The organism is Streptomyces sp. NPDC098781, assembly GCF_044759995.1.
GTDB lineage: Bacteria > Actinomycetota > Actinomycetes > Streptomycetales > Streptomycetaceae > Streptomyces.
The window spans coordinates 240047-266188 of sequence record NZ_JBIWAK010000010.1; the positions used below are offsets into that span (position 1 = coordinate 240047).

The window sequence follows — 26142 nt, forward strand, 5'->3', positions numbered from 1 at the left end:
AGGGGGTCGGTACTTCTTGCTGAGGGGCGGCTGCGGGCCTGTGGGGGCTGGTCGCGCGGTTCCCCGCGCCCCTTCAGGAGCGCTTCTGGGAGCGCCAGACGATGAACAGGGCCGACGCCAGTGCCGCGCCCCGCACCACCCACGGCCAGGTGTCCGCGAGCGCGGCGTTCGTCTGGCCCTCCGCGATGGGGTCGCCCCAGCGGCCGTTGGTGCGGCCCCAGAGCCAGGCCACTCCGGCGGTGAGGGAGAGGCCGGGGAGGATGATCACGGCCCATTTGGTCTCGGCGTCGGTCAGGCGGCGCGAGCCCCAGGCGATGAGCCAGCCGAGGGCCAGCGGGATCAGGTTGCCGAGGACCGCGCCGGCGACCAGCAGGGCGGCGGCGAGCAGGAGGAAGGGGTTGCTCCAGCGGGCGGACTTGCCGGCGGAGCCGGCGGGGAGGGCCGGGCGGCGGAAGAGACGACGGCGACGCGGGGTTCTCGGCACCTCCTCCTCGACGTCCTCCACGGCGGCCGGGACGGGCTCCTTCTTCCGGAGCGAGGTCTCCGAGGTCTCCCCCGGCGCGGGCGGGCGCCGGAGCATCTCCGGGATCTCGATGCCGCCGACGAAGCCGGGGACGTCCTCGCCGGGGCCGAAGGGGCTGCTGTCCACGCGCCACCAGTCGGGCTGCGTCGCGCTGCCGCCGAGGTCCGAGGTGCTCGCGAGGTGGGGTGGCGGGGGCGCGTCGTCGCGGGTGGCCGGCGGTTCGGCGGGGCGCGGGCGCGGCACGATCCGGCGCAGGCCCTTGCGGCGCACCTCGGCGGCCTCGTCGGCGGTGGCGTCCTGCCGCACGGGCAGGGAGGCGACCGGCGGCTGCGCGGCGGGCGTGCTGCCTCCCCCGGCGGCCGAGACGACCTCGTCCGGGGTGCCGAGGCGGGCGATGATGCGGCGGACGGCGGCGGGGTTGTCGACGGGCGCCTTGGCCCGGCGCCGGTCGATCTCGCCGCGCAACTCGTTCACCAGGCGCATACGGGTGGCCGACGACAGCTGACGCTGCTGGGCCACGTCGCCGACGCGGCTCAGATACTCGTAGACGACCTGGTCGCTCTCGATACCCACGAAGTCCCCTCCGGGGTGGGTGCGTTGGATACCCCGTGGCACGACGTTAGCGCAGGACAGGACGGGTCGGGTCGGTCAGATCGGTCGGCACTCGCCCGAGTTCTCCGCTTCGGAGCACAGTCCGTGGCCGTGCTCGTGCAGGATGTCGCGGCCGCTCTGCTGGGTGAGGAAGTTGAGGAAGGCCGCCGCGACGGAGCCGGCCGGGGCCGGGCCGTAGGTGTAGGCGTACTCGGTCTGCCAGTAGGGGTAGTTGGTGTCCTCGACGCCTTCCGCCGTGGGTTCCCGGCCGTCGATCCGCAGCTTGACGAGCTGGTCGGCGGCCTTGTGGTCGGCGACTCCGGCGGCCTCGCTGTAGCCGATGGCGCCGGGGGTCGCGGCGGTCGTGTCGAGCATGGTGTCGGTGCCCGTGACCTCGCAGCGGCCGTACCGGGTCGACTTCAGGGCCGCGCAATCGGTCACCGTGAACTGGGGCGGCTCACGGCCTTCCAGGACCTTGGCGACGAGGGTGCTGCGGGTGCCGGAGCCGGGGTCGCGGTTGATCAGGTGGACGGGGACGTCGTTCCCGCCGACCTCGGACCAGTTGCGCACCCGGCCGGCGAAGATGTCGCGGATCTGGGCCAGCCGCAGGTTCTCGACACCCGCGCCCTTGTTGACGACGAGGGTGAACACGGAGAAGGCGATCGGCTTGGGGATCAGCCGGGGGTGGCCGTCGGAGGCCAGTCCGTCGGTGAAGGCGATGCGGTCGGGCAGACCCTCGCTGACCGTGACGTCGGCGTCGCGGCCGGCCCGGTCCAGCGCGGTGACGCCGTCGGTGCTGCCCTTGAACGGGTCGTCCTTGAGCGGGATGGCGACCTCCGCGCCCTCGCACCGGTCGAGGTAGTCCTCGGCGGCGGCCCGCACGGCGGGGCCGAAGGCGGTGGAGCCGTGCAGGTACAGGGTGCCGCTGACACAGTCCAGCGGGGGCCGGCGTTCGTCGCGCAGGAACAGCGTGAAGACCGACTGGACGAGGACCGCCAGCGCCAGGAACCCGATGGCGAACCAGGCCGGACGGGAGGCGAACAGATGGCTCTCGGTCCTGGTCAGCTTGAACCGGAAGTACTTCACCAGCGGGTCGAACCAGCGCCGGTCGGTGCCGACCGCGCCGACGATGTCCGGCTTGGGGAAGTCCTCGTCGCTCGTGTCGTCCGGCCAGCGCTCCAGGATGACGAGGATCTTGTACTCGGCTCCCCGGGGCAGTTTGACCTTCGGCAGTTCGATGACGCCCTCGCGCCGGGCCTCGTTGTTCCGGAAGCCGTACCCCGCGGCCCCCTGCCGGAAGAAGCGGCGCAGCTCGCGCTGGCTGAGCTCGGTGACGACGATGCCGGCGACCTGGCGGCGGCGGAAGGTGGCCCAGATGCCGCTGGGGTCGTTCTCGTCCGTCAGGTAGTCGCCGGGTTCGATGGGGGCGGAACCCGCGTTCTCGATGCGCAGCAGCACGAACGAGGGGTCCTTCAGCTGGTGTCCGTCGCGCTCCAGCTGTTCGAGGATCTCGGCGTGCGCGGACTGTGTCTGGTTCGCGGCGACCGTGTCCATCTGCACCCGGTAGCCGAGCCGCTTGCGGCCGACGACCGCGAATTCCCACAGGAACGCGAAGAGGGGGATCACCAGGCTGGTGATCGCGATCCACTGCTCCACCTGCTCGCTCACCGCTGGGACCCCCAATTCCCTTGAGCCGTGTAGTAGTTGACGGAGTGCCCAGGGTGACGACTGGGTGCGGGGTGTTGCCAGGGGTGCCGGATTCCTCCGGACGATGTTCATCCGGGGGTCATCTGTGCAACGTTCCGTTCGCCGGTCCGCCCCCGAGCCGAGCCCTTCGCGCACCCCCTGCCGTGGCGTCCCACCCGCTAGATTTGGTCGGATGAGCGACCCGGCTACACCGCCGCCCCGTTCCCTCGCGGAAGCTCTCCGCGCGCGGGACGACGCCTCGCTGGCCGTACTCCTGCGCAGCCGGCCCGACCTCATCACGCCCGTCCCCACCGACCTCACCCAGCTGGCGACCCGCGCCGGCACCCGGGCCTCCGTGGTGCGCGCGCTGGAGCGGCTGGACCGTTTCGCGCTTCAGACGGCGGAGGCGCTGGCCGTGGCGGCGGACCCGGCGACGTACGACGAACTGCTCGGGCTGATGGCCGGCGACGAGGGCGACCCGGCGGTCGCGGGCGCGCTGCCGCACGCGCTCGGGACGCTGCGCGAGCAGGCCCTGGTGTGGGGCGCCGACGACCGGCTGCGACTGGTCCGCACCGCGCGTGAGCTGCTCGCGCCCTCGCCGCAGCACCCGTCGCCCACCGGACTGGGCCCGACCGTGCAGGAGGCCGCCGCGGGCATCTCGCCGGGGCGGATCCAGGAGATCGTGACGGCGGCCGGGCTGCCCTCGACCCACGACGCCGTGTCCGCCGTGTCCTCGCTGACCTCGCTGTTCACCGACCGGCGCCGGATGGCGGCGCTGCTGGCCGACGCGCCGGAGGAGTCCCGGGAGGTCATGTCCCGGCTGGTGTGGGGGCCGCCGTACGGCCAGGTCACCGCCGACCCGGCGGCCCGGCTGCGCTGGCTGCTGGACCGCGGGCTGCTGCTGCCGACGGCGCCCGGAACGGTCGTACTGCCCCGTGAGGTGGCCCTGCATCTGCGCGCGGGCCGCGCGCACCGCGCCACCGAGCCGTTGCCGCCGCCGGTCGAGCCGGCCGGCCCGCACCGTCCACAGGTTGTGGACGCGACGGCGGCCGGGCAGGCGTACACGGCGCTGGCCACCGTGGAGGAACTGCTGAAGGACTGGGACGAGGGCGGTCCCGCCGTGCTGCGGGCCGGTGGGCTCAGCGTGCGCGACCTCAAGCGCACCGCCGTCGCCCTGGACGTGTCCGAGCCGATCGCCGCGTTCTGGGTCGAGCTGGCGTACGCGGCGGGCCTGCTGGCCTCCGACGGCGAGGCCGACGAGCGGTACGCGGCGACGCCCGCCCACGACGAGTGGCTGGAGCAGCCCGCCGCCGAGCGCTGGGCACGGCTGGCGGAGGCGTGGCTGACGGCGACCCGCACGGCGGGGCTGATCGGCGGCCGGGACGCGAAGGACCGTACGTTGTCGGCGCTGGGCCCGGGGCTGGACCGCTCCGCCGCCCCGGAGGTACGGCACCGGGTGCTGACGCTGCTGGCCGGGCTGCCGGAGGGGGCGTCCCCGTCGGCCGAGTCGGTGCTGGCCCGGCTGCGCTGGGAGCGGCCGTTGCGGGGCCCGCAGCGGGAGGACGACCTGCGGGGCCGCCTCGCCCGGTGGACGCTGAACGAGGCGGAGCTGCTGGGGGTGACGGGACGGGGGGCGTTGTCGGCGCACGGGCGGGCCTTGCTGGGGGCGCCCGCGCCGAAATCCGCCGGGAAGCAGACGGACCGGGACCGCGCGGCCGGCCCGTCGGCCACCGGTCCGTCGGCGACGGCCCACGACGCGGCCCTGACCGCCGCGCCCTCCGGGCCGCCTCCCACCGGCCCCGGCGACAAACTCCCCGTCCACCACGAGCGGCCGGCCGGCGCCCCCGAGCCCCTCACCCCCGCCGAGCAGGCCGTCGCCTCCGCCACCGCCGCCCGTCTCCTCGCCCCGCTCCTCCCCGAGCCGCTCGACCACGTCCTGCTCCAGGCCGACCTGACGGCCGTGGCGCCGGGCCCGCTGCGGCGGCCGCTCGCGGCCATGCTGGACGTGCTCGCGGACGTCGAGTCGAAGGGCGGGGCGACGGTGTACCGGTTCACGCCCGGCTCGGTGCGCCGCGCGCTGGACGCCGGGCGCAGCGCCTCCGACCTGCACGCCTTCCTCGCCGAGCACGCGCGTACGCCGGTGCCGCAGCCGCTGGCGTATCTCATCGACGACGTCGCCCGCAGGCACGGCCATCTGCGGGTGGGCGCGGCGTCGGCGTACGTCCGCTGCGACGACGACGCGGTGCTGAACGAGATCCTCGCCGACAAGCGTGCGGCCGGGCTGCGGCTGCGCCGTCTGGCGCCGACCGTCCTGGCCGCCCAGGTGGACCCGGCGGGGCTGCTGGACGGCCTGCGCGCGATGGGCTTCGCGCCGGCCGCGGAGTCGGCGGAGGGCGATGTCGTGATCACCCGGGCCGACGCCCACCGCACCCCGCCGCGTACGGCGCCGGAGCCGGTGCCGGACGGTCCGCCGACGCCGGACGCCACCCTGCTGGCCGCCGCGATCCGCGCCATCCGGGCGGGGGACCTGGCCTCCACGACCCCGCGCAAGCCGAGCGCGGACACGGCCCCGGTGACCGGCGGCCGGCTGCCCCGCACGACCTCCGCCGAGACCCTCGCCACCATGCAGGCCGCCGTCCTGACCGGGGCGACCCTGTGGATCGGGTACGTCAACGCCGAGGGCGCCGCCAGTCAGCGGGTGATCGCGCCGGTGCGGGTCGAGGGCGGGTTCGTCACGGCGTACGACCACACCGCGGACGAGGTGCGGACGTATCCGCTGCACCGGATCACCGGCGTCGCCGAACTGGCGGACGACCAGATCTGACGCCGGACCGGGCTCCTGCGGCTCACTCGTTCGGGCGTACGCGGCGGTTCATGTACGCCACGCCGGGCTTTTCCAACTCTTGAGGGACCTTTCGGATCTTTCCGCATCCCGCTGTGGGGCCCCGGGCAGCCACCCCGTGTCCTGATCACGCTCACCGGCTCAAGTGAGCGCAACAGAGAGGTAGTTGTCCCATGCGCACAGCTCGTCGTCTTGCCACCGTTCTGGCCGCCGCGGCCATGATGATCGGCGCCTTCACCACCCAGGCCGCCGCCATCGGGGTCGATGTGGCCGGGCTGGTGATCGAGACGCCGCAGATCTGACGCGACCGCACCGCACCCGACGGGCCGGCCCGGCGATCAGGGCCGGCCCGCCCTCCGCACGCGAAAGGCCTCCGAAGTCCTCATGGTTTCCAAGCGCCCCGTCCGCGCCCGTACCGTCGCCGTCACCGCCCTGCTGTCGGCGACCGCGCTGGCCACCGCCCTCGCCCCGCAGGCCGCCGCACTGCCGCTCCCCCTCCCGGCCCCGGCCGGCGAGTCCCTGGTCACCGAGGGCCTCACCATCGAGGGCCCGCTGATCAACAACCTCAATCTGCCCACACTGAAGTAGCCGAACGCTCGGCATGGTGGGCCCCCCGGTCCACCATCGCCCGCACGGAGCACCCAGAAGCCCCCGCCCGGCGACCGAGCGGAAGGCCGACGATCCCGCCCAACGGACCCCGCCGCCAGCGACAGGCGACCACCGATCCGCCGACGCCAAAGGGCCGCGCCCCAGCCCGACACACCGCTCGGACAGCCCCCGTCGGTCCCCAGCAGGCAGCCATCTCGCGCGCCGCTGGGGCCGGCTCCGCATGGTTAGCCAGCCGGTCCCTCATCACGTGGGCCGACGGGCCGTCGAAGATGGCCGGCCATCACGGCCAACAAGCCCTGCCCCCAGCGGCGCGCGACCACCCATCCGCCCGTGCCGAAGCCGCCCGCCCCAGCCCGACACACCGCTCGGACGGCCCCCGTCGGCCCGCGTCACCCCCCAGCAGGCGCCCCCCGGTCACCCCCTCAATCCACCCACGCCGCCCCAGCCCGGCGCAGCCGAAAGCTCTCGCCCTCGATCCGCACCAGCTCCGCATGATGGGCCAGCCGGTCCACCATCGCGTGGGCCGACGGGCCGTCGAAGATCTCGTCCCAGCGGCCGAGGGGGCGGTCGGTGGTGACGATCAGGGAGGACCGTTCGTAGCGGTGTGCGACCAGGTCGAAGAAGAGCGTGGCGGTCTCCGCGTCGAAGGGCGTGTAGCCGATCTCGTCGACGATCAGCAGGGCGTGGGCGTCGAGCGCGGACAGTTCCTCGGTGAGCCGGCCGGCGTCCCGCGCGCCGGCCAGCCTGGCGGCCCACTGGGTCGCGCTCGCGAACCGCACCGAGTGGCCCGCCTGACAGGCCCGCACGCCCAGGCCGACGGCCAGATGTGTCTTGCCGGTGCCGGGCGGGCCGACGAAGACCACGTTCCGTCCGGCGGTGACGAAGTCCAGCTTGCCGAGCCGGGCCACGGCCTCCCGGTCGAAGGAGCGCGGGTGCTCGGAGTCGAAGTCCTCCAGCAGCTTGCGGGCCGGGAACCCGGCGGCGCGCAGCCGCTCCTCGCCGCTGGGCTCGTCCTCGCGCGAGGCGGCCTGCGCCGGGACGAAGACCTTCCCGGGTGCCTCGGGGGCGGGCTCGTGGTGCGCCGGGTGATGGGCCCGCTCCGCCTGCGCGGCCATCGGCCCGGACATGTACGCCAGGATCGCCGCCGAGGCGATGAACGCCATGTGGATCACCGTCCCCCACAGCAGGGAGTGGTGGGAGGTGCGGTGGACGTCCACGAACATCTGGAGCAGATGGACCGAGGAGATGCCCACGATCGCGGTGGCCAGCTTGACCTTCAGCACGTTGGAGTTGACGTGCGAGAGCCATTCGGGCTGGTCACGGTGGCCCTGGAGGCCGATACGGGAGACGAAGGTCTCGTAGCCCCCGACGATCACCATGATCAGCAGGTTGGCGATCATCACGACGTCGACGAGCTTGAGCACGGCGAGCATGACGTAGGTCTCTGTCGCCTGCCCGGTCACACAGCGGAGAATTAAAGCCCAGAGCTCGTTGAAGAACTTGTAGACGTAGACCCCCTGGGCGGCCACGAGGCCGAAGTAGAGCGGCGCCTGCAACCACCGGGTGGCGAACAGCGCGTACCCGAGGGTGGTGGTCGGCGGGGACGGATCACGGTCGATGGCCTGCACGCTCGGCATTCTTCGCAGCCGCCGCCGTACAGGTGAAACCACGCCACTCACAGGAATGAAAAGACATCCTGTACGACTCCGGTTTCGATCAGGAATCGATCAGGCACACTGGACGTTTGGCCGGGTGGTCGAGCGGAAGGACGTACGCACGTGAACGGACCACTGATCGTCCAGTCGGACAAGACCCTGCTCCTGGAAGTCGATCACGAGCAGGCCGACGCGTGCCGTCGGGCGATCGCGGCGTTCGCCGAGCTGGAGCGGGCGCCCGAGCACATCCACACCTACCGGGTCACCCCGCTCGGCCTGTGGAACGCGCGCGCGGCCGGGCACGACGCCGAGCAGGTCGTGGACGCGCTGGTGACGTACAGCCGCTACCCCGTGCCGCACGCCCTGCTGGTCGACATCGCCGACACGATGGACCGTTACGGCCGCCTCACGCTCTCCAAGCACCCCGCGCACGGCCTCGTCCTCACCACCACCGACCGCCCGGTCCTGGAGGAGGTGCTGCGTTCGAAGCGGATCGCGCCGCTCGTGGGCGCCCGGCTGGACCCGGACACCGTCGCCGTGCACCCCTCCGAGCGCGGTCAGATCAAGCAGACGCTGCTGAAGCTGGGCTGGCCGGCCGAGGACCTCGCCGGATACGTCGACGGCGAGGCGCACCCGATCGACCTGGTCGAGGACGGCTGGGCCCTGCGGCCGTACCAGAAGCAGGCCGTGGAGAACTTCTGGCACGGCGGCAGCGGCGTCGTCGTGCTGCCCTGTGGCGCCGGGAAGACCCTCGTCGGCGCCGGGTCCATGGCCCAGGCGAAGTCGACCACGCTCATCCTCGTCACCAACACCGTCTCGGCCCGGCAGTGGAAGCACGAGCTGGTGAAGCGGACATCGCTCACCGAGGAGGAGATCGGCGAGTACAGCGGGACGCGCAAGGAGATCCGCCCGGTCACCATCGCCACCTACCAGGTGCTGACGACCAAGCGGAAGGGCGTCTACCCGCATCTGGAGCTCTTCGACTCCCGCGACTGGGGACTGATCCTCTACGACGAGGTGCACCTGCTGCCCGCCCCCGTCTTCAAGTTCACGGCCGATCTCCAGGCCCGGCGCCGGCTCGGTCTGACGGCGACCCTGGTCCGTGAGGACGGACGCGAGTCGGACGTCTTCTCGCTGATCGGCCCGAAGCGTTTCGACGCGCCCTGGAAGGAGATCGAGGCGCAGGGCTACATCGCGCCCGCCGACTGTGTCGAGGTCCGCGTCAATCTCACCGACGCCGAGCGGCTCGCCTACGCGACCGCCGAGCAGGAGGAGAAGTACCGCTTCTGCGCGACGACCGACACCAAGCGCAAGGTCACCGAGGCCCTCGTCCGGCGTTTCGCCGGCCAGCAGACCCTGGTGATCGGCCAGTACATCGACCAGCTCGACGAACTGGGCGAGCATCTGAACGCCCCCGTCATCAAGGGCGAGACCTCCAACGCCCAGCGCGAGAAGCTCTTCGACGCCTTCCGGCAGGGCGAGATCAGCGTGCTCGTGGTGTCCAAGGTCGCGAACTTCTCGATCGACCTGCCGGAGGCCACGGTCGCCATCCAGGTCTCGGGCACCTTCGGCTCCCGCCAGGAGGAGGCGCAGCGGCTGGGCCGGGTGCTCAGGCCGAAGGCCGACGGCCACCAGGCCCACTTCTACTCGGTGGTCGCCCGCGACACGATCGACCAGGACTTCGCCGCCCACCGCCAGCGCTTCCTGGCGGAACAGGGCTACGCGTACCGGATCGTGGACGCGGACGAGATCCTGGCGGACGGGTCGACGGCGGACGGGTAGGCGGCGGCCCGAGTGTGCGGCCGGAGTGTGCGGCCCGAGTGTGCGGCCGGAGTGTGCGTGCGGAGTTGCCCGCGGGTCGCGGAGTGTGACCGGCGGGTCACCGAGCGGCCCGCGTGAACCCGGGCGATCCCGGGGCTCACTTGCGGCGGACGCCCGCCTCCTCGCCGTACTCACCGAGGACGATCACGTCGAAGGCCGCACCCGCGAACACCCTGATGGCACGCAGGGCTTCGCCGAGGCGATGACGGTGGCTCCCTTCGAGCGCTGTCGCTCCTCGGGGGCCCGTAGGGGCTGGGTGGATGGTTGCTGCGCTCATGTCTCCATGATGGGTTCGCAGGCATCAAGACCGCATCGGCCTGGGGTGCCAAGCCGGGTACGGCCGCCGTACACCTCGGGACGGACCCCCTACCCCCAGGGGGGAGGGGCGCGCCCCCTAGGGGACGGGGCCGGGGACGGAAAAACCAGGTGGCACCGGGACGGAAAAACCAGGTGGCATCCAGCGTGGACGCTCACCTAAAATCTCCGCTCTTGCCCGCCTCCGTTCACGGAGCGCCGCCGTCCGGACGGAAACCGGTCGGCTCTGTCGACCACTCACCGCAGGTCCTCCGGAGGCACCCCCTTGTCCACGCCCGTCGACGACCCGCTGGACCCGCTCCAGCGAGAGCGCTCCCACCTCGCCTCCTCCCGTGCCGCCCTGCGCGCCATGCGGGAGGACGTCGAGTCCCTCGACATCACCGACGTCACCGCGAACTGGGTCAACGCCGCAGTCCTCGCCCACCAGATCGACGAGCGCATCAAGGCCCTGGCCGACCTGAGCGACACCCCGCTGTTCTTCGGCCGGCTCGACTATCTGCACGCACCGGGCGTCGAGAAGGCGGAGGGCGCGCGGGGCGAGCGCTTCTACATCGGGCGCCGGCATGTGCACGACGCCGAGGGCGACCCGATGGTCATCGACTGGCGGGCACCGGTGTCCCAGCCGTTCTACCGGGCGTCCAAGAAGAATCCGTCGGACATCGCGCTGCGCCGCCGCTTCGGCTACACGGGCGGCGACCTCACGGCGTACGAGGACGAGCACCTGTCCGACCCGGGCGAGGCGGCCCGCACCAGCAAGCTGCTCCAGCAGGAGATCGAGCGCCCGCGCGTCGGCCCGATGCGGGACATCGTGGCGACGATCCAGCCGGAGCAGGACGAGATCGTCCGGTCCGGGCTCGGCGGGACCGTGTGTGTGCAGGGCGGGCCGGGCACCGGGAAGACGGCCGTCGGCCTGCACCGGGTGGCCTATCTCCTCTACGCCCATCGCGAGCGGCTCGCCCGCACCGGCACCTTGGTCATCGGCCCGAACAAGTCGTTCCTGCACTACATCGAGCAGGTCCTCCCGGCGCTGGGCGAGTTGACGGTCCGCCAGGCGACGGTCGACGACCTGGTCGCCCATGTCGAGGTGCGCGGCACGGACGAGGCGGCGGCCGCGGTGATCAAGGGTGACGCGCGGATGGCGGAGGTGCTGCGGCGCGCGATCCACTCGCATGTGACCATGCCGACCGAGCCGGTGGTCGTCGTACGGGGATCACGCCGCTGGCGCGTCCCGGCGTACGAACTCGAAGAGACCGTACGCGAGTTGCTCGCCCGCGACATCCGCTACGGCGCCGCACGTGAGGCCCTTCCGCAGCGCATCGCGCATGCCGTGCTGGTGCAGATGGAGCGGTCGGGCGAGGCGCCGGACGACCGGGTGCAGGACGCGGTGGCGCGCAACAGCGCGGTGAAGGCCGCCGTCAAGGCGATCTGGCCGCCGGTCGACCCGGCGAAGCTGGTGCTGCGGCTGCTGACGGAGGCGGACTTCCTGGCCGAACACGCGCGAGGTCTCCTGGACGAGGACGAGCAGAAGACGATCCTGTGGGCGAAGCCGGTGCGGTCGGTGAAGTCGGCCAAGTGGTCGGCGGCGGACGCGGTGCTGGTCGACGAGGCGGCCGACCTCGTCACCCGGACACCGTCCCTCGGCCATGTCGTCCTCGACGAGGCGCAGGACCTCTCGCCCATGCAGTACCGGGCGGTGGGCCGCCGCTGCACGACCGGTTCGGCGACGGTCCTCGGCGATCTGGCGCAGGGCACGACACCGTGGGCGACGCGCAGTTGGGACGAGGCGCTGGCCCATCTCGGCAAGTCGGACGGGGTCATCGAGGAGCTGACGGCGGGCTTCCGCGTCCCGACGGACGTCATCACCTACGCCTCCCGTCTCCTCCCGCACATCGCGCCGGGCCTCACTCCGGTCGAGTCGATCCGTGAGAACCCGGGGTTCTTCGAGGTCCGTGGGGTGTCGGACCCGGCCGAAGTCGTCGCGGCGTGCGAGGAGTTGCTGCGCAACGAGGGGTCGGTCGGCCTGATCGCCGCGGACGCGCGGGTTCCGGCGCTGTCGCAGGCGCTGGCGGCGCAGGGCATCGGCTGCCTGGCCCCCGGCGAGGAGACGACGGAACAGACCCGCCTCACACTGGTCCCGGCGTCGCTGGCCAAGGGCCTGGAGTACGACTATGTCGTCCTGGACGAACCCCAGGCGGTGGTGGACGGCGAACCGGACGAGCGGACGGGGCTGCGGCGGCTGTACGTCGCCCTGACGCGAGCGGTGTCGGGGCTGATCGTGGCGCACGGGGCGCCGCTGCCGGATCAGCTGCGGTGAGCGGGCTCAGCGCAGCACGCGGTAGGTCACATGCGTGACCTGGCTCGCCGACCGTGACCCGACCTGCTCCAGCTTCAGCGGCGGGACGCCCTCGAACACCCGGGTGCCGGCGCCGAGGGTGAGCGGCGCGATGTGCAGCCGCAGCTCGTCGATCAGGCCGGCGGTGAGGTACTGGTTGACGGTGGTCGCGCCGCCCTGGATCGCGACGTCGCCTTCGCCGGCCGACGCGCGTGCCTGGGCCAGGGCCGCCTCGATGCCGTCGGTGACGAAGTGGAACGTGGTGCCACCGTCCATCGGCTGCGGCTCGCGCGCGTGATGGGTGAGCACGAACACCGGGGCGTGGAACGGCGGGTTGTCGCCCCACCAGCCGTTCCACTGCCGGTCCCACGCACCGCGTACCGGACCGAACATGTTGCGCCCCATGATGAACGCCTTGGCGGCGCCCAGCTGGTCGATCTCGGCCCGGTTCTCGTCGGGGGTGTCGAACATCCAGGCGTGCAGCCTGTCGCCCGAGCCGTCGCTGCCGTCGTCGCCGAACGGGCGTTCCTCGGTCTGGTTGTGCCCGGCCGAGTACCCGTCGGCCGAGATCGTGATGTCGCAGGTCACCTTGCCCGTTGGCGCGGTCATGGCCCTCTCCTCACCGGCACGCGCGAACCTCGTGCTCGCCGCCTTGCCAGCCTCGCCCCTCACGGGGCCGCTGTCGACCACGACACCCCGTGTCCAACGGCAGGCACCGCCGCCTACGCCACCCCGTCCAGCACAGCCCGCCACGGCTGAAGCACGCCGACACCCGAGCCGCCACCAGCCCCGGCAACCCGCCGCAGGCCGTCACATACGCGCGTCCAGCCCCGGCACCCCCACCCGGGCCCCGCGCACCGCCGCCTACGCCACCCCGTCCAACACCGCCCGCCACCCCGCCACGGCCTCCACCGACACCGGCCCGTCCCACCCACCGGGCCACCCGGCGACCCGGCGACCCGACGAACCGGCCACCCGGCGACCCGGCCACCCGGCGACCCGGCGACCCGGCGATGCAGAACGCGTCGACCCCGCCGCCGGCCGTCACATACGCGCGTCCAGCCCCGGCACCCCACCCGGGCCCCGCGCACCGCCGCCTACGCCACCCCGTCCAACACCGCCCGCCACCCCGCCACGGCCTCCACCGACACCGGCCCGTCCCATCCACCGGGGCGCGCCGCCCCGCCGATGTGGAATCCGTCGATCCCTGCCGCCAACAGCCCCGGCACATGATCCAGTCGCAGTCCGCCCCCCACCAGGATCCGCGGCTCGTATCCGGGCTCCCCGCTCCTGGCCACCTCGGCGAGCAGTGTCGGCAGACCCTCGTCCACACCGCTCGCCGATCCGGCCGTCAGGTACGTGTCCAGCCCCGGCATCCCGTCCAGCTGCTTGCGCAGCGCGTCCCGGTCGGCGGCCCGGTCGATCGCGCGGTGGAAGGTCCAGCGGCACCCGTCCAGTGCGCCGACGACCCGCTCGACGGCCTCCAGGTCCACCCCGCCGTCGGCGTCGAGGAAGCCGAGCACGAACTCGTCCGCCCCGGCCCGGCGCAGCTCGCGCGCCACGCGCACCACGTCCTCGACGTCCCCCGCCGCGAACCCGTCCGCCAGTCGCAGCATCACGCGCAGGTCGATGTCGACGGCGGCCCGGATCCCGGCGAAGGTCTCGACCGGCGGGGTGAGCCCGTCGGCCGCCATGTCGGTGACCAGTTCGAGCCGATCCGCACCTCCGGCCTGGGCGGCGACCGCGTCCTCGACGCCGAGGGCGATCACCTCCAGGACTGCACGCTTGCTCATGGGACCCCATTTCTCGGCATTCGACGGCTACCACTGGACGCCTACAGGTCTAGTCCAATCCAGGGTACGCCTGCCCCGCCGAAGATCGGCCCAACCCAGGACACGCCGTGATCCGAGGCGCCGCCGCCCGGAGCCACCGTCATCCGAACATGTTCAGTTCCCCCGCCTCCGCCCCCGCCAGCTCGTACGACGCCCCCTCCACCGGCCGCCCCGCGTACAGCCGCACCAGCGTCGCCGCCTCCCCGATGTACCGCGCCGGCGGCCGCGGTGCCGTCGGGTCGCCCAGGCGCAGGGGCTCGTCCACATCGTCCAGGTCCGCGTGCAGCGGGACGTGCCGGCGTTCCCGGGTGAGCCACGCGAGCAGCCGCAGCGCGTCGGGCAGCCCGGCCCCGGCATACGCGCCGGGCTCCCCGAGCACCTCCCGTACGTCCCCGGCGTGCACCCACTCCCCGAGCGCGACGCCGTCCAGCGCCCCGCCCGCCTTGGCGATCACCGGCCCCGCCTCAGTCATCCCGCGTTCCAGTTCGTCGAGGACCTGCGCGTTCGTCCAGTCGGCGCGTTCGGCGATGTCCCGGTCGTTGGACGCGGGTGAGAACACGCCCTCCTCGAACCGGCTCTCGACCACCCGCATCAAAGCGGCCGAGCAGTGCGCCAGCACATCCCGCACCGACCACCCCGGACACGCGACGGTCGGCAGCGCGAAGTCGGCGTCCGGCCGCGCCCGCAACAGCGGAACCAGCGCGTCCCGCTCGACGACCAGCAGCCGCCCCGGCAGTTCGGGATCCCGTACGTCGTGCACGTCAGCAGTAGTCATGACCTCCACGCTAGAGCGCCGGGCCGCGGCCCGGGAGAATGGGCACATGGCCGACCTCGAAGATCTCCGCTCCCGCTGGCTGGGCACCTTGCTCGCGGCACGCGCCGACGACTCCTGCGCCATCGACCCCCACCGGTACGGGGACGCCCTCCTGCGCCGCTGGTCGGAGCCGCAGCGGCGCTATCACACGGTCGAGCACCTGGCGGCGGTCCTCCGGCACGTCGACGTACTGGAGCAGTACGCGGACGACGTGGTGGCGGTGCGGCTCGCGGCCTGGTTCCACGACGCCGTGTACCTGCCGGAACGGTCCACGAACGAGGAACGCTCCGCCCGCTTGGCCGAACGCGCCCTCCAAGAAGCCGGCGTCCCCCCGGAGCGGACCGCCGAGGTGGCCCGTCTCGTCCGCCTGACCACCACCCACGACCCGGCGCCGGAGGACCGCGACGGCCAGGTCCTGTGCGACGCCGACCTCGCGATCCTCGCCGCGCCGCCCTCCGCGTACGCCGCCTACACGGCCGCCGTCCGCGAGGAGTACCACTTCGTGCCGAACGACGACTTCCGTGCGGGCCGCGCCGCGATCCTGCGCCAACTCCTCGCCCTGCCGAGCCTGTTCCGCACCCCGCACGGCCAGAAGGAGTGGGAGGCCACCGCCCGCTACAACCTCGCCGGCGAGCTGGAAATGCTGTCGCCGTGACCGGGGGCGGGCCGTAGCCTGCCGCACATGCGACACAGGGGCGGGGAACACGTGACCGAGGCCGTGGCGAGCTGTCTGGCGCTGCTGCGCACCGTGGTGGACCAGGACTGGGAGGGGGTGAAGGCCGGGCACCTGGAATGGAGTTGCCGGGCCACGACCGAGCACATCGCGAGCGATCTCATCGCCTACGCCGGCCAGTTGGCGGGCCGCGCCCAGCGGGCCTACGTCCCCTTCGACATCGCCGTCGACGAGGGCACCGACAACGAAGGGCTGCTCCAGGTCGTCGAGACGACCGGCGCCCTGCTCACCGCCGCCGTCCGCACCACACCCCCCGGCGTCCGCGCCTTCCACCCGTACCCCTTCCGCAGCGCGAACCCCGAGGGCTTCGCCGCGATGGGAGTCGCCGAGGTGCTGCTGCACACGCACGACATCGCCGAGGGACTGGGAGTGACGTACGAACCGGCCGCCGAACTGGCAGAGTTCGTCCTCACGACGATCTTCCCGCACGTCCGCCCCGGCCCGGACCACTGGCGCACCCTCCTGTGGGCCACCGGCCGCGGCGACCTGCCCGGCCGCGCGCCGGTCACCGAATGGCGCTGGAACAACAACCTGGTCCTCGCGACCGAACGCCTCACCCTCCAGGGCGTCACCCCCGCGGCCGCCGCCGACCTGAGCAAGGGCGGCGACGGCGGCTTCACCTGGGTCGTGGGCGGCCCCTTCGAGGGGACACGGCAGGCTGCCGAGATGGTGCTGAAGGCGTACGGGTCGGGCGTGCACCGCCCCGAGTTCGGGCTGTTCGTACTCGTCCGCGAGGAGGACAACCTCGCGGTCGGCGGCATCGGCTTCCACGGCGCCCCGGACGAAGAGGGCCTGGCGGAGGTCGGCTACGACCTCGTGGAGGGCGTCCGCGGCCGCGGCTACGCGAGCGAGGCCCTGCGCGCCCTCTCCGACCACTCCCTGACCAGGGACGACGTACAGGCCCTCATCGCCGCCATCCACGAGGACAACGCCCCCTCGCAGGGCGTCGCCGCCCGCGCGGGCTATGTGCGGGCGACCGTCGAGGAGGAGCGCTTCGCCTACGAGCAGCGGGACATGGACCGGGACCTTCGGCTCTACGTCCGCAGGAGCGCGCCCCGGCAAGGGCAGTGACCCAGGTCACACCCACGGCCGTCACATCGCGCGGACCCACTCCGTCATAGCTGTGTAACCACCGAACCACCGAGTCACCGAACCACCCACCACAGCCACTGACCGAGGAGTTCGCCATGAGCGCCCGTCTGAACGCCTTCGAGATCCCGACCGTCGGCAAGGCCCTGAAGCACATCGGCGCCGCGGGCAAGGTGATCCATGACTCGTCGCTGCCCGTCGCGACGCAGAACATGGTCACGCTGCGCGCCAGCCAGATCAACGGCTGCGGCTTCTGCACGGACATGCACTTCAAGGACGCCGTCGCCGCCGGAGAGGACACCGTCCGTCTCAATCTCGTCGCGGCCTGGCGCGAGGCCACCGTCTTCAGCGAGGCCGAGCGCGCCGCGCTGGCGCTGACGGAGGAGGGCACCCGCATCGCCGACGCGGCCGGCGGCGTACCCGACGAGGTCTGGGAGAACGCCGCCAAGCACTACGACGAGGAACAGCTCGGCGCGCTGGTGTCACTGATCGCCCTGATCAACGCCTACAACCGACTGAACGTCATGGTCCAGCAGCCGGCCGGCTCCTACCGGCCCGGACAGTTCGCGTAACCGCGAGCGGCCCGGCGCGAGGCCGAGGGGGCGTCAGTCCCACCCCCGCCCCTTCGCCCTCCGCAACCCCGCCCCCTGCAACAACCGCACCACCTCACGACTGCTGACCTCCACCGCGCCGGCGCGTACCGCGTCGGCGTAGCGGTGTGAGGGGATGTCGTAGTGGTCCCGCTCGAAGGCCCGCCGTGGCACGCCCAACCCGTCGGCGAACGCGTGCAGTTCGTCGTAGGACAGGTCGCTCACCAGGTGGGACCACATCCGGCCGTGGCCCGGCCAGGTGGGCGGGTCGATGTAGATCGTCACGACGTCACCAGCGCCACGGAGCACCTCACGAGGACGGTGCCTCGCCGGCGGCGGCCTGCCCCAGGAACCCCACGGCGGCGACCTTGACCCCCGCCTTGTGGCACACCCAGTACGGGTCGGGGCCCAGTTCCGGCTCGATGTCCAGCGCGTGCGGATCGCCGCCGCCGCACACCGGGCACAGCGGCCAGCGGCCGTAGCGGTCCAGCAGCGCGTCCTGTACGTCCTGCGCCACCAGCCCGGCCACGTACTCCGCGCCCTGCGGCCACTGCTCCACCCACCATCGCCGCTGTACGACCGCCTCCTCGACCAGCGACACCACGTCCGCCTCGGCGACCTCGCCCGCGACCAGGTCGGCGAGCACGAGGGCGCGGGCGGTGTGCAGCGCCTGTTCCAGCGGAGTGACGGGTTCCATGCTCCTATTGTGCGCACTCTTGACCACGACACCGTCCTGAAAATACCTTTCAGGTGTGACCAATGAAGTGAAGGAAACTTTCGGTCGCACGGGCGCGGCACCCGCGCCCGCCGCGCTCGCGGCCAAGGTGCGCACGCTCGCCCCGTCGATGACGCGCTCCATGCAGCGCGTGGCGGAGGCGGTCGCGAACGATCCGGCGGGCTGCGCGGCCCTCACGGTCACCGGCCTCGCCGAACTCACCGGCACCAGCGAGGCCACGGTCGTCCGCACCGCCCGCCTCCTCGGCTACCCCGGCTACCGCGACCTGCGCCTCGCCCTGGCCGGCCTCGCCGCCCAGCAGCAGTCGGGACGCGCCCCCGCCATAACGACCGACATCGCGGTGGACGACCCGATCGCCGACGTGGTCGCCAAGCTCGCCTACGACGAACAGCAGACCCTCGCCGACACGGCCGCGGGGCTGGACACGGTCCAGTTGGGCGCGGCGGTCGCGGCCGCCGCCGGTGCCCGCCGGATCGATGTGTACGGCGTCGGAGCGTCGGGGCTGGTCGCACAGGATCTGACGCAGAAGCTGCTGCGGATAGGGCTGATAGCCCACGCCCACAGCGATCCGCATCTCGCCGTGACCAACGCGGTGCAGCTGCGGGCCGGTGACGTGGCCATCGCCATCACGCACTCCGGGTCGACCGGTGACGTCATCGAGCCGTTGCGGGTCGCGTTCGAGCGCGGGGCGACGACGGTCGCCATCACCGGGCGGCCGGACGGGGCGGTGACCCAGTACGCCGATCACGTCCTCACGACGTCCACGGCCCGGGAGAGCGAGCTGCGACCGGCGGCGATGTCGTCGCGCACCAGTCAGTTGCTCGTCGTGGACTGCCTGTTCGTGGGCGTGGCCCAGCGGACGTACGACACCGCGGCGCCGGCGCTCGCCGCGTCCTACGAGGCGCTGGCACACCGGCATCGCAGATAGACCGTAGGCACCGGAACCTGGAAAAGAGCCGTCCTCCTCATGACCTCTGCATCTGCCCCCCGTGACCTCCGTGCCGAGCTGGAGTCCCTGACCACCGAGGCGTTCCGGCCCGAACTCGCCGAGATCGACCAGCTCCCCACCCTCGACATCGCCCGGCTCATGAACGGCGAGGACGCCTCCGTGGCCGCCGCCGTCGCCTCACGGCTCCCCGAGATCGCCGCCGCCATCGACGCCGTCGCCGCGCGGATGGCTCGCGGCGGGCGGCTCGTCTACGCGGGCGCCGGCACCGCCGGCCGGCTCGGCGTCCTCGACGCCTCCGAGTGCCCGCCCACCTTCAACACCGACCCGGACCAGGTCGTCGGACTCATCGCGGGCGGCCCCGAGGCGATGGTCACCTCGGTCGAGGGAGCCGAGGACTCCACCGAACTGGCCCGCGCCGACCTCGACGCCCTCGTCCTCACCCCGGCCGACACGGTGGTCGGCGTCTCGGCCTCCGGCCGCACCCCGTACGCGATCGGCGCCGTCGAACACGCCCGTCGGCAGGGCGCGTTGACGGTCGGCCTGTCCTGCAACCCGGGCAGCGCCCTCGCGGCGGCCGCCGAGCACGGCATCGAGATCGTCGTCGGCCCCGAACTGCTCACCGGCTCGACCCGCCTCAAGGCCGGCACCGCCCAGAAGCTGGTCCTCAACATGCTGTCGACGATCACGATGATCCGGCTCGGCAAGACCTACGGAAACCTGATGGTCGACGTCCGCGCCTCCAACGACAAACTACGAGCCCGCTCCCGCCGCATCGTCGCCCTCGCCACCGGCGCCGACGACACCGACATCGAGCACGCCCTGACCGAGGCGGACGGCGAGGTCAAGACGGCGATCCTGGTCCTGCTGGCGGGAGTGGACGGGGCGACGGCGACCGGGCTCCTGGCCGACGCCGACGGCCACCTGCGGGCGGCCCTGAAAACCGCGCGGAAGTAGCCAACTCCCCTGTTAGCGTGGCCGCATGACGGCACCGACGACGTTCCGCATCGGCGGCGATCTGGAAGTACGACGGCTCGGGTTCGGGGCGATGCACCTGCGGCCCGAGACCGCCGAGGACCGCGCCGCGTGCGTCGCGGTCGCCCGGCGCGCGGTCGAGCTCGGCGTCACGCTGATCGACACGGCACACATGTACGGCTGGGGCGGCAACGAGGATCTCCTCGCCGAGGCGCTGCACCCGTACCCGGAAGGGCTCGTGCTCGCCACGAAGGTCGGGATCCGCCGGACCACCTCCGGCGAGGGCTGGCGGCACGCGGGCGAACCGGCCGATCTGCGCGCCCAGGTCGACGAGGCCCTGCTCCGGCTCCGCCTCGACCGCGTCGAGCTGCTCCAGCTCCACCGCCTCGACCCGGGCGTGCCCGTCCCCGACCAGCTCGGCGCCCTCCGCGACCTGCGCGACGAGGGCAAGATCGGCCGGATCGGACTGTCGGAGGTGACGACCGCCGAACTGGCCGAGGCCCGCGCCGTCGTGGACATCGCGAGCGTCCAGAACCGCTACAACCTCCTCGACCGCGAGCACGAGCCCGTACTCCAGGCGTGCCAGGACGCCGGCATCGCCTTCCTGCCATGGCGCCCCTCGGCGGCGGGCCAGTCGGGGGCACGGTCGTCGGCCATCGCCCAGGTCGCGAAGGAACTCGACGCCACGCCGACCCAGGTCGCCCTCGCCTGGCTCCTCGCCCACTCGCCGGTGATCGTCCCGATCCCGGGGACGTCCAGCGTCGCGCACCTGGAGGAGAACCTCGGGGCGGACGCCGTACACCTCACCCAGGACCAGTACGAGCGTCTAACGCGGTAGCCTCCCCTCCCTGTTGACCTCCCGGACCCGCGCGAACAACTGCTCGTTCGTCGGCACGGGTGCCAAGGGCTCGCCCCGCAGCGCCGCCACCAGCCGCTCGGCCGTGCGCACATTGCAGCGGCCCAACTGGACCAGGGCGAACGGCTCCTTGCCGGCCCCGGTCACCGGATCCACGCACAGGGACGGCAGTACGACACCCACGCCCCCGAGGGCCTCTCGCAGCAACGCCACGACTTCTTCGGTCGACCGCACGCTGACCTCACCTCTCCACGCAGAGTTCACTGTTCGCGACACAGCGTGTCGGGTCCGGCTCTAGCCTGGCCAGAGAGTCGGCACCAACATCTGCGTTGTTCGACCGGGAGCTGCCATGCCGGGACCCAAGGACCTCGACCCCTCCTCATCCCCGCGCGCGCTGCTCGGGGCGGAGTTGCGTCACGTACGCGAGAGGAAGGGCCTCAGCCAGGAGGCCCTGGGCCTGAAGCTCTTCGTCAGCGGCACGTTCATCGGCCAACTGGAGGCGGGTACAAGGCGCTTGCGGCCCGATATGGCTCCACTGCTGGACGAGGCGCTGGGGACGGACGGGTTCTTCGAACGGAACTGCCGGGCGTCCAACAAGTCCCGGTATCCGGAGCACTTCGCGGAGGCGGCGGAGGCCGAGGCGCAAGCCACGGAGATCAAGGAGTACGCACCCCTGCTCATCCCCGGTTTGCTCCAGACCGCGGGCTACGCACGAGCGGTGTGCCGCGCGCACCAGCCGACAGCGCCGGACGACAGGATCGAGCAACTCGTGACGGCCAGGATGGAGCGGGCCCGCCTCCTGACCGATCCAACAGATCCTTTGTTGTGGGTGGTGCTTGACGAGGCCGCGCTACGACGGGTGACGGGTGGGCGGGAGGTGATGGCGGAGGCCCTCCAGCACATCATCGGCCTCGTACGCCGGAGCCGGATCATCGTGCAGGTGCTGCCGTTCGACGGGGGAGCACACGCGGCGATGCAGGGCGCCATCAAGCTGATGGACTTCGAAGACGCGCCCCCACTGGTCTACTTCGAAGGGGTCGGCACCGGGCGGCTGGAGGACGACCCGGCCACCGTCAGGTACCAGCGCGGCACCTACGACCTCCTCTCTGCCTGCGCGTTGTCGCCGCAGAAGTCTCTGGCTCTCCTCGAGACGATGGCGCAGGATTACGCCCATGAGGAGCATTCCTGAGTACGACCTGGACGCGGCCACCTGGCAGAAGTCCAGCTACAGCGGCGGCGACGGCGGCAACTGCCTTGAGGTCACCCAAGACTTCCCCATCCTCACCCCCGTCCGCGACTCCAAGAACCCCCACGGCCCGAAGCTCATATTCACCACATCGGCTTGGTCCGCCTTCATAGATGCGGTCAGAATCTGACCTAATCGGTTCCTACCGTAGGTTCCATGACTGAGACCACTGATCTCCTGGAAGCACTGGCCAAGCACCGCCACTTCCTCCGCTTCACCACCCGTGACCTCACCGACGAGCAGGCGGGGCAGCGGACCACCGCCGGCGAGCTGTGCCTCGGCGGGCTGATCAAGCACGTCACGTCGACGGAACGGAACTGGGCGAACTTCATCGAGAAGGGCACGTCGGCGATGCGTGACTTCGACTCCATGACGGAGGCCGACTTCGCGCGACGCGCGGACGACTTCCGCATGCTCCCCGGCGAGACGCTCGACGGCGTACTGGCGGCCTACGAGGAAGTGGCCGACCGAACCGACGAGTTGGTGGCCGCTCTGCCCGACCTGGACGTCTCCCACCCGCTTCCCAAGGCCCCGTGGTTCGAGCCCGGTGCGCAGTGGTCGGCCCGCAGGGTGCTGCTGCACATCATCGCCGAGACGGCCCAGCACGCCGGCCACGCCGACATCATCCGCGAGTCCCTGGACGGGGCGAAGAGCATGGGCTGAGTGAGGGCGCGGGGGTTCCGGCCCGCACGGCCCGTTGTCAGTGCTGTCTGCGATGGTGTCAGCACGGAGACAGAGGGCGGCGGGAGGGGCAGGGGATGACGGGCACGGGGGACGCCGGCGGCTGGGCGGACATGGACTACCGAGGCTGGGAGGACCGCGAGGACGTGTCGCGGCGCCTGGACGCGGGAGCCGATCCGGAGCGGTGGGGCGTCGGAGGCTCGCGGCCCCTGCACCGGGCGGCGGTGTTCGGCTCGCCCGAGGTCGTCGCGGAACTGGCCCGCCGAGTGGCGGACGTGGACGCGCTGGAGAACGGGACCACCGCGCTGTGGGACGCGGTGGTCGCGGGCCGTTCCGAGAACGCGCGGGCACTGGCCGCCGCCGGAGCCGACCCGGAGTGGATCGGGCACGGCGGATGGACGCCGGCGCGGCTGAGCCTCGCCGGGCCGGAGCCCGGTCCGTTCGCCCTGCCCCGGGACCGGCCCGGCCTGACGGAGGCGGAGCGCGCGGTGGCCGAGGAGGGGCGCCGGCTCATCGCGGCGCTCGGCGACTTCTACGACGACGGCCTCGGGCTCGCGTGCGTGGCCGGGATCGACGCCGAGGAGGCGATACGCCGTCTGGAGGCGACACCGGCCGACGCCGAGCTGATGGCCGACCTGCTGGCGGACCCGTACGACTACGACCTGGACGACACCCTGCGGCTCGTCGGCGTGACGACCGTGCCCGGCGGCTGCGTCGTCACCCAGCCCTGGGGATACGGCCCGTCGATGCCGGGCGTCCACACCCGCCTGTCCGCGGGTACCGTCTCCTACGGTCTGTACGCCAACCCCAAGAGCGGCAACCAGGGCAGCATCCACCGCGACGGCGTCTGCGAAGACTGGGACCTGCACCCGGGCGGCGGCCCGGACAGCGGGGACACTCCGCAGGAGGTCCTGTTCTCGTACGTCCACTGCCACCACGCGGTGGCCTACGCGCTCGCCTACGCCGGCCTGCGCCCGACCGACGCCCGAGCGGTGGTAGGCCCGCCGGACCACTGGGTCGAGCTGCCGGACCGCGACTACTGGGCGACCTGACCCGCCCCGCACCACCTGACCAAGGCCGCCGCAAGCCCCCGGAGCCAGCCCGTGAACCACGCCCAACTGACCGCCCTGGGCCGAGCCCTGCGCCTGCTCGGCGAACACGGCGAGTCCCTCACCGCCGACACCTCGGACGCCAGACTCCACGAGGTCAAGGCGGACCTGCGCCGCGCCCTCGACCGCCTGGACGAGAGCGTCACCGGCGCCGCCCCCACCACCCGCTGCCCGGAGCACCCGAACGGCCCGGTGGACAGCGCCGCCCCCGACCTCTGCCTGCTCTGCGAAACCCGGCGCCGGGCGGCCCGTCGCGCCGAGTTCAACGGCTCCGGTCCCGCCGCCGGCCACTCCCCCGAGCACCCCGTCCCCTCCCGGTACGGCGTGCGAGGCGATCGCCCACAGCCCCAGCAGCGCTGGCTGCCGGAGCTGTGGAACGGTCAGGAGTGGCAGTTGTGCGGCACCCCGCGCCGCGACCGCCGGGAGGCCGAGCTGTATCTCGCCGCCCAGCGCCGCGGTCCACGGCCCGCGATGGCCTACCGGATCGTGCACGAGTTCACCGACTACGAGGTGCTCCGCGTCTGGGGAACCCCGGTGAAGGTCTACATCGAGCCGATGGGCAACCTCTAGCCGCAACGGGCTACTTGGCTGCCGCTCCGGCCGGCTCCGCGGCCTTCGCCGACACCGGCTCGCCGGCCGCGGGCGAACCCTGCCGCGGGATGAACGACGCCACCACGAACGCCAGCAGCGCCGCCCCGGCACCCACGGCCAGGACCACCTTGAAGCCGTTCTCGGACGGAAGGGCGTAGCCGCCGAGGTTCGTCGTCATCTGGGCGAGGATCACGCCCGCGACGGCACTCGCCGTGGACGTACCGAGGGAACGCATCAGCGTGTTGAGGCTGTTCGCCGCGGCCGTCTCCGACGCGGGCACCGCGCTCATGATGAGGGCGGGCATCGAGCCGTAGCCGAAGCCGACGCCGGCGCCGATGATGCAGGCGACCAGGACGAAGTGCCAGACCTCGGACATCAGGACGATGTTGAGGCCGTAGCCGACGGCGACGATGAGCACACCCACCATCAGCGTGACCTTCGGCCCCTTGGCCCGGGAGATGGCCGCCGACACCGGGGCCGTCGCCATCATGACCAGTCCGGACGGCGCCATGCACAGGCCCGCGACCAGCATCGACTTGCCGAGGCCGTAGCCCGTCTGCGCCGGGAGCTGGAGAAGCTGCGGGATGACCAGGCTCATCGCGAACATCGCGAAGCCGACGGCGATCGAGGCCAGGTTGGTCACCAGCACCTGCCGGCGGGCGGTCGTACGCAGGTCGACCAGCGGCTGCTCGGTCCGCAGCTCCCACCAGCCCCAGGCCAGCAGGATCACGACGGCCGCGACGAACAGGCCGAGCGTCGTACCGCTGCCCCAACCCCAGTCGGCCCCCTTGGAGATGGCAAGGAGCAGACAGACCAGCCCGGCCGCCATGCCTATGCCGCCGACCAGGTCGAAGCGCCCACCGGTGCGCACCTTCGACTCGGGCACGAACAGCAGCACGCACCCCAGGGCCACCACGCCCATGCCGGCCGAGGTCCAGAAGAGCATGTGCCAGTCGAAGTTGTCCGCGATGAGCGCGGCGGCGGGCAGGCCGAGCGCGCCGCCGATACCGAGGGAGGCGCTCATCAGGGCGGTGGCGGAGCCGAGGCGCTCGGCGGGGAGTTCGTCACGCATGATGCTGATGCCGAGCGGGATGACACCGGAGGCCAGTCCCTGGAGCACCCGTCCGAGAATCATCGGGACCAGCGAGTCGCTGAGGGCGCACACCACGGAGCCGCCCACCAGCAGTACGACACTCACCAGCAGTATCCGCCGCTTGCCGTACATGTCGCCGAGGCGGCCCATCACGGGCGTCGCGACGGCCGCGGCTAGCAGCGTCGCCGTGACCGCCCAGGCGGTGTCCGACGCCGGGGCGTCGAGCAGCCGGGGCAGCTCCGGGACGATCGGAATGACCAGGGTCTGCATCAGCGAGACGACGATCCCGGCGAAGGCCAGCACCGCCACCACGGCGTTCGACCTCGGCGGGGCACCCCCGGCCTCGGCGGAAGGGGCAGGGCTTTCGGACATTGCGGGGCCTCCGTCGGCGTACGAGCGTGAAAGAGCACGCGTGATTGACCGAGGCAACTTTAAGTCAGTTGATTGACTTACTCAAGCGACGCAGGTCACCCCCCA

At 72.3% G+C, this 26142-nt stretch carries 27 protein-coding genes; 16 read left to right on the plus strand and 11 right to left on the minus strand.

What is annotated here, in order from left to right:
* Window positions 1-73 precede the first annotated feature (73 nt).
* Window positions 74-1096: a hypothetical protein gene (locus ACIQWG_RS34620; protein ID WP_404102975.1), complete on the minus strand. Its 1023-nt coding sequence runs from the start codon at window positions 1094-1096 to the stop codon at window positions 74-76.
* 75 nt (window positions 1097-1171) lie between these two features.
* Entirely contained in the window at window positions 1172-2782 is a 1611-nt protein-coding gene (locus ACIQWG_RS34625; RefSeq protein WP_404102978.1) for a substrate-binding domain-containing protein, read from the minus strand.
* A 211-nt stretch (window positions 2783-2993) separates the two neighbouring features.
* On the opposite strand from ACIQWG_RS34625, the gene ACIQWG_RS34630 reads away from it, so the two are divergent.
* From ACIQWG_RS34630 to ACIQWG_RS34640, 3 genes are all read left to right on the plus strand, one after another.
* Window positions 2994-5624 (plus strand): helicase-associated domain-containing protein, encoded by a 2631-nt coding sequence (locus tag ACIQWG_RS34630; RefSeq protein WP_404102980.1) that lies wholly within the window; start codon window positions 2994-2996, stop codon window positions 5622-5624.
* Between the two features lie 191 nt (window positions 5625-5815).
* On the plus strand, window positions 5816-5944 hold the full coding sequence (locus ACIQWG_RS34635) for a hypothetical protein (protein ID WP_404102983.1): 129 nt from the start codon (window positions 5816-5818) through the stop codon (window positions 5942-5944).
* Window positions 5945-6026: 82 nt separating this feature from the next.
* A complete protein-coding gene (locus ACIQWG_RS34640) occupies window positions 6027-6230 on the plus strand; it encodes a hypothetical protein (RefSeq protein WP_404102986.1) in 204 nt (67 codons plus the stop codon).
* Between the two features lie 443 nt (window positions 6231-6673).
* Here ACIQWG_RS34640 and istB read toward each other — a convergent pair whose 3' ends face one another.
* Window positions 6674-7888: an IS21-like element helper ATPase IstB gene (gene istB / locus ACIQWG_RS34645; protein ID WP_404102989.1), complete on the minus strand. Its 1215-nt coding sequence runs from the start codon at window positions 7886-7888 to the stop codon at window positions 6674-6676.
* Between the two features lie 141 nt (window positions 7889-8029).
* Here istB and ACIQWG_RS34650 point away from each other — a divergent pair, with 141 nt between their 5' ends.
* The gene (locus tag ACIQWG_RS34650) at window positions 8030-9688 is read left to right on the plus strand and encodes a DNA repair helicase XPB (RefSeq protein ID WP_404102992.1); all 1659 of its coding nucleotides are present in this window, start codon (window positions 8030-8032) and stop codon (window positions 9686-9688) included.
* 136 nt (window positions 9689-9824) lie between these two features.
* Here ACIQWG_RS34650 and ACIQWG_RS34655 read toward each other — a convergent pair whose 3' ends face one another.
* On the minus strand, window positions 9825-10004 hold the full coding sequence (locus ACIQWG_RS34655; RefSeq protein WP_404102995.1) for a hypothetical protein: 180 nt from the start codon (window positions 10002-10004) through the stop codon (window positions 9825-9827).
* A gap of 303 nt (window positions 10005-10307) precedes the next feature.
* On the opposite strand from ACIQWG_RS34655, the gene ACIQWG_RS34660 reads away from it, so the two are divergent.
* Complete coding sequence (locus tag ACIQWG_RS34660; protein WP_404102998.1) at window positions 10308-12356, plus strand: HelD family protein; 2049 nt, start codon at window positions 10308-10310, stop codon at window positions 12354-12356.
* 6 nt (window positions 12357-12362) lie between these two features.
* Here ACIQWG_RS34660 and ACIQWG_RS34665 read toward each other — a convergent pair whose 3' ends face one another.
* From ACIQWG_RS34665 to ACIQWG_RS34675, 3 genes are all read right to left on the minus strand, one after another.
* On the minus strand, window positions 12363-12983 hold the full coding sequence (locus ACIQWG_RS34665) for a dihydrofolate reductase family protein (protein WP_404103001.1): 621 nt from the start codon (window positions 12981-12983) through the stop codon (window positions 12363-12365).
* A gap of 488 nt (window positions 12984-13471) precedes the next feature.
* On the minus strand, window positions 13472-14167 hold the full coding sequence (locus ACIQWG_RS34670) for a copper homeostasis protein CutC (protein WP_404103004.1): 696 nt from the start codon (window positions 14165-14167) through the stop codon (window positions 13472-13474).
* A 139-nt stretch (window positions 14168-14306) separates the two neighbouring features.
* Window positions 14307-14981, minus strand: a complete 675-nt coding sequence (locus tag ACIQWG_RS34675) for a maleylpyruvate isomerase family mycothiol-dependent enzyme (protein WP_404103007.1) — start codon at window positions 14979-14981, stop codon at window positions 14307-14309.
* Window positions 14982-15027: 46 nt separating this feature from the next.
* Here ACIQWG_RS34675 and ACIQWG_RS34680 point away from each other — a divergent pair, with 46 nt between their 5' ends.
* The 3 genes from ACIQWG_RS34680 (at window position 15028) to ACIQWG_RS34690 (ending at window position 17414) form a co-directional block, all read left to right on the plus strand.
* A complete protein-coding gene (locus ACIQWG_RS34680) occupies window positions 15028-15675 on the plus strand; it encodes a hypothetical protein (RefSeq protein ID WP_404103010.1) in 648 nt (215 codons plus the stop codon).
* A 27-nt stretch (window positions 15676-15702) separates the two neighbouring features.
* Window positions 15703-16824 carry a GNAT family N-acetyltransferase gene (locus tag ACIQWG_RS34685; RefSeq protein ID WP_404103013.1) on the plus strand — a complete coding sequence of 374 codons (1122 nt, stop codon included), beginning with the start codon at window positions 15703-15705 and terminating at the stop codon, window positions 16822-16824.
* 116 nt (window positions 16825-16940) lie between these two features.
* The gene (locus ACIQWG_RS34690; RefSeq protein ID WP_404103016.1) at window positions 16941-17414 is read left to right on the plus strand and encodes a carboxymuconolactone decarboxylase family protein; all 474 of its coding nucleotides are present in this window, start codon (window positions 16941-16943) and stop codon (window positions 17412-17414) included.
* A 33-nt stretch (window positions 17415-17447) separates the two neighbouring features.
* Here ACIQWG_RS34690 and ACIQWG_RS34695 read toward each other — a convergent pair whose 3' ends face one another.
* Window positions 17448-17717, minus strand: a complete 270-nt coding sequence (locus ACIQWG_RS34695) for a DUF4031 domain-containing protein (RefSeq protein WP_404103018.1) — start codon at window positions 17715-17717, stop codon at window positions 17448-17450.
* Window positions 17718-17742: 25 nt separating this feature from the next.
* A complete protein-coding gene (locus tag ACIQWG_RS34700; RefSeq protein ID WP_404103021.1) occupies window positions 17743-18129 on the minus strand; it encodes a hypothetical protein in 387 nt (128 codons plus the stop codon).
* Window positions 18130-18184: 55 nt separating this feature from the next.
* Here ACIQWG_RS34700 and ACIQWG_RS34705 point away from each other — a divergent pair, with 55 nt between their 5' ends.
* The 3 genes from ACIQWG_RS34705 to ACIQWG_RS34715 are packed head-to-tail and all read left to right on the plus strand — an operon-like array spanning window position 18185 to window position 20927.
* Window positions 18185-19096, plus strand: coding sequence for a MurR/RpiR family transcriptional regulator (locus tag ACIQWG_RS34705; protein ID WP_404103024.1), 912 nt, complete (start codon window positions 18185-18187; stop codon window positions 19094-19096).
* Window positions 19097-19135: 39 nt separating this feature from the next.
* A complete protein-coding gene (gene murQ / locus ACIQWG_RS34710; protein WP_404103027.1) occupies window positions 19136-20071 on the plus strand; it encodes an N-acetylmuramic acid 6-phosphate etherase in 936 nt (311 codons plus the stop codon).
* Between the two features lie 25 nt (window positions 20072-20096).
* A complete protein-coding gene (locus tag ACIQWG_RS34715) occupies window positions 20097-20927 on the plus strand; it encodes an aldo/keto reductase (RefSeq protein ID WP_404103030.1) in 831 nt (276 codons plus the stop codon).
* On the opposite strand, the gene ACIQWG_RS34720 is transcribed toward ACIQWG_RS34715, so the two are convergent.
* A complete protein-coding gene (locus tag ACIQWG_RS34720; RefSeq protein WP_404103032.1) occupies window positions 20916-21179 on the minus strand; it encodes a hypothetical protein in 264 nt (87 codons plus the stop codon). The two genes, ACIQWG_RS34715 and ACIQWG_RS34720, sit on opposite strands and share 12 nt — an antisense overlap.
* 115 nt (window positions 21180-21294) lie before the next feature.
* Between ACIQWG_RS34720 and ACIQWG_RS34725 the strand changes: the two genes are divergently transcribed.
* From ACIQWG_RS34725 to ACIQWG_RS34745, 5 genes are all read left to right on the plus strand, one after another.
* Window positions 21295-22134, plus strand: coding sequence for a helix-turn-helix domain-containing protein (locus tag ACIQWG_RS34725; protein ID WP_404103035.1), 840 nt, complete (start codon window positions 21295-21297; stop codon window positions 22132-22134).
* Window positions 22118-22321 carry a DUF397 domain-containing protein gene (locus ACIQWG_RS34730; RefSeq protein ID WP_404103038.1) on the plus strand — a complete coding sequence of 68 codons (204 nt, stop codon included), beginning with the start codon at window positions 22118-22120 and terminating at the stop codon, window positions 22319-22321. The genes ACIQWG_RS34725 and ACIQWG_RS34730 overlap by 17 nt, the downstream gene beginning before the upstream one ends.
* 26 nt (window positions 22322-22347) lie before the next feature.
* A complete protein-coding gene (locus tag ACIQWG_RS34735; RefSeq protein ID WP_404103041.1) occupies window positions 22348-22854 on the plus strand; it encodes a DinB family protein in 507 nt (168 codons plus the stop codon).
* 95 nt (window positions 22855-22949) lie between these two features.
* Window positions 22950-23924: an ankyrin repeat domain-containing protein gene (locus ACIQWG_RS34740; protein ID WP_404103044.1), complete on the plus strand. Its 975-nt coding sequence runs from the start codon at window positions 22950-22952 to the stop codon at window positions 23922-23924.
* 51 nt (window positions 23925-23975) lie between these two features.
* Complete coding sequence (locus tag ACIQWG_RS34745; RefSeq protein WP_404103047.1) at window positions 23976-24551, plus strand: hypothetical protein; 576 nt, start codon at window positions 23976-23978, stop codon at window positions 24549-24551.
* Window positions 24552-24561: 10 nt separating this feature from the next.
* Here ACIQWG_RS34745 and ACIQWG_RS34750 read toward each other — a convergent pair whose 3' ends face one another.
* The gene (locus tag ACIQWG_RS34750; protein ID WP_404103050.1) at window positions 24562-26037 is read right to left on the minus strand and encodes an MFS transporter; all 1476 of its coding nucleotides are present in this window, start codon (window positions 26035-26037) and stop codon (window positions 24562-24564) included.
* Window positions 26038-26142: the final 105 nt, after the last annotated feature.

Coding starts and splice junctions, on each gene's coding strand:
- ACIQWG_RS34630 (WP_404102980.1), top strand. CDS start 2,994: ATGAGCGACCCGGCTACACCGCCGCCCCGTTCCCTCGCGGAAGCTCTC.
- ACIQWG_RS34635 (WP_404102983.1), top strand. CDS start 5,816: ATGCGCACAGCTCGTCGTCTTGCCACCGTTCTGGCCGCCGCGGCCATG.
- ACIQWG_RS34640 (WP_404102986.1), top strand. CDS start 6,027: ATGGTTTCCAAGCGCCCCGTCCGCGCCCGTACCGTCGCCGTCACCGCC.
- istB (WP_404102989.1), bottom strand. CDS start 7,888: ATGCCGAGCGTGCAGGCCATCGACCGTGATCCGTCCCCGCCGACCACC.
- ACIQWG_RS34655 (WP_404102995.1), bottom strand. CDS start 10,004: ATGAGCGCAGCAACCATCCACCCAGCCCCTACGGGCCCCCGAGGAGCG.
- ACIQWG_RS34665 (WP_404103001.1), bottom strand. CDS start 12,983: ATGACCGCGCCAACGGGCAAGGTGACCTGCGACATCACGATCTCGGCC.
- ACIQWG_RS34670 (WP_404103004.1), bottom strand. CDS start 14,167: ATGAGCAAGCGTGCAGTCCTGGAGGTGATCGCCCTCGGCGTCGAGGAC.
- ACIQWG_RS34675 (WP_404103007.1), bottom strand. CDS start 14,981: ATGACTACTGCTGACGTGCACGACGTACGGGATCCCGAACTGCCGGGG.
- ACIQWG_RS34680 (WP_404103010.1), top strand. CDS start 15,028: ATGGCCGACCTCGAAGATCTCCGCTCCCGCTGGCTGGGCACCTTGCTC.
- ACIQWG_RS34685 (WP_404103013.1), top strand. CDS start 15,703: ATGCGACACAGGGGCGGGGAACACGTGACCGAGGCCGTGGCGAGCTGT.
- ACIQWG_RS34690 (WP_404103016.1), top strand. CDS start 16,941: ATGAGCGCCCGTCTGAACGCCTTCGAGATCCCGACCGTCGGCAAGGCC.
- ACIQWG_RS34700 (WP_404103021.1), bottom strand. CDS start 18,129: ATGGAACCCGTCACTCCGCTGGAACAGGCGCTGCACACCGCCCGCGCC.
- murQ (WP_404103027.1), top strand. CDS start 19,136: ATGACCTCTGCATCTGCCCCCCGTGACCTCCGTGCCGAGCTGGAGTCC.
- ACIQWG_RS34715 (WP_404103030.1), top strand. CDS start 20,097: ATGACGGCACCGACGACGTTCCGCATCGGCGGCGATCTGGAAGTACGA.
- ACIQWG_RS34725 (WP_404103035.1), top strand. CDS start 21,295: ATGCCGGGACCCAAGGACCTCGACCCCTCCTCATCCCCGCGCGCGCTG.
- ACIQWG_RS34730 (WP_404103038.1), top strand. CDS start 22,118: ATGAGGAGCATTCCTGAGTACGACCTGGACGCGGCCACCTGGCAGAAG.
- ACIQWG_RS34735 (WP_404103041.1), top strand. CDS start 22,348: ATGACTGAGACCACTGATCTCCTGGAAGCACTGGCCAAGCACCGCCAC.
- ACIQWG_RS34740 (WP_404103044.1), top strand. CDS start 22,950: ATGACGGGCACGGGGGACGCCGGCGGCTGGGCGGACATGGACTACCGA.
- ACIQWG_RS34750 (WP_404103050.1), bottom strand. CDS start 26,037: ATGTCCGAAAGCCCTGCCCCTTCCGCCGAGGCCGGGGGTGCCCCGCCG.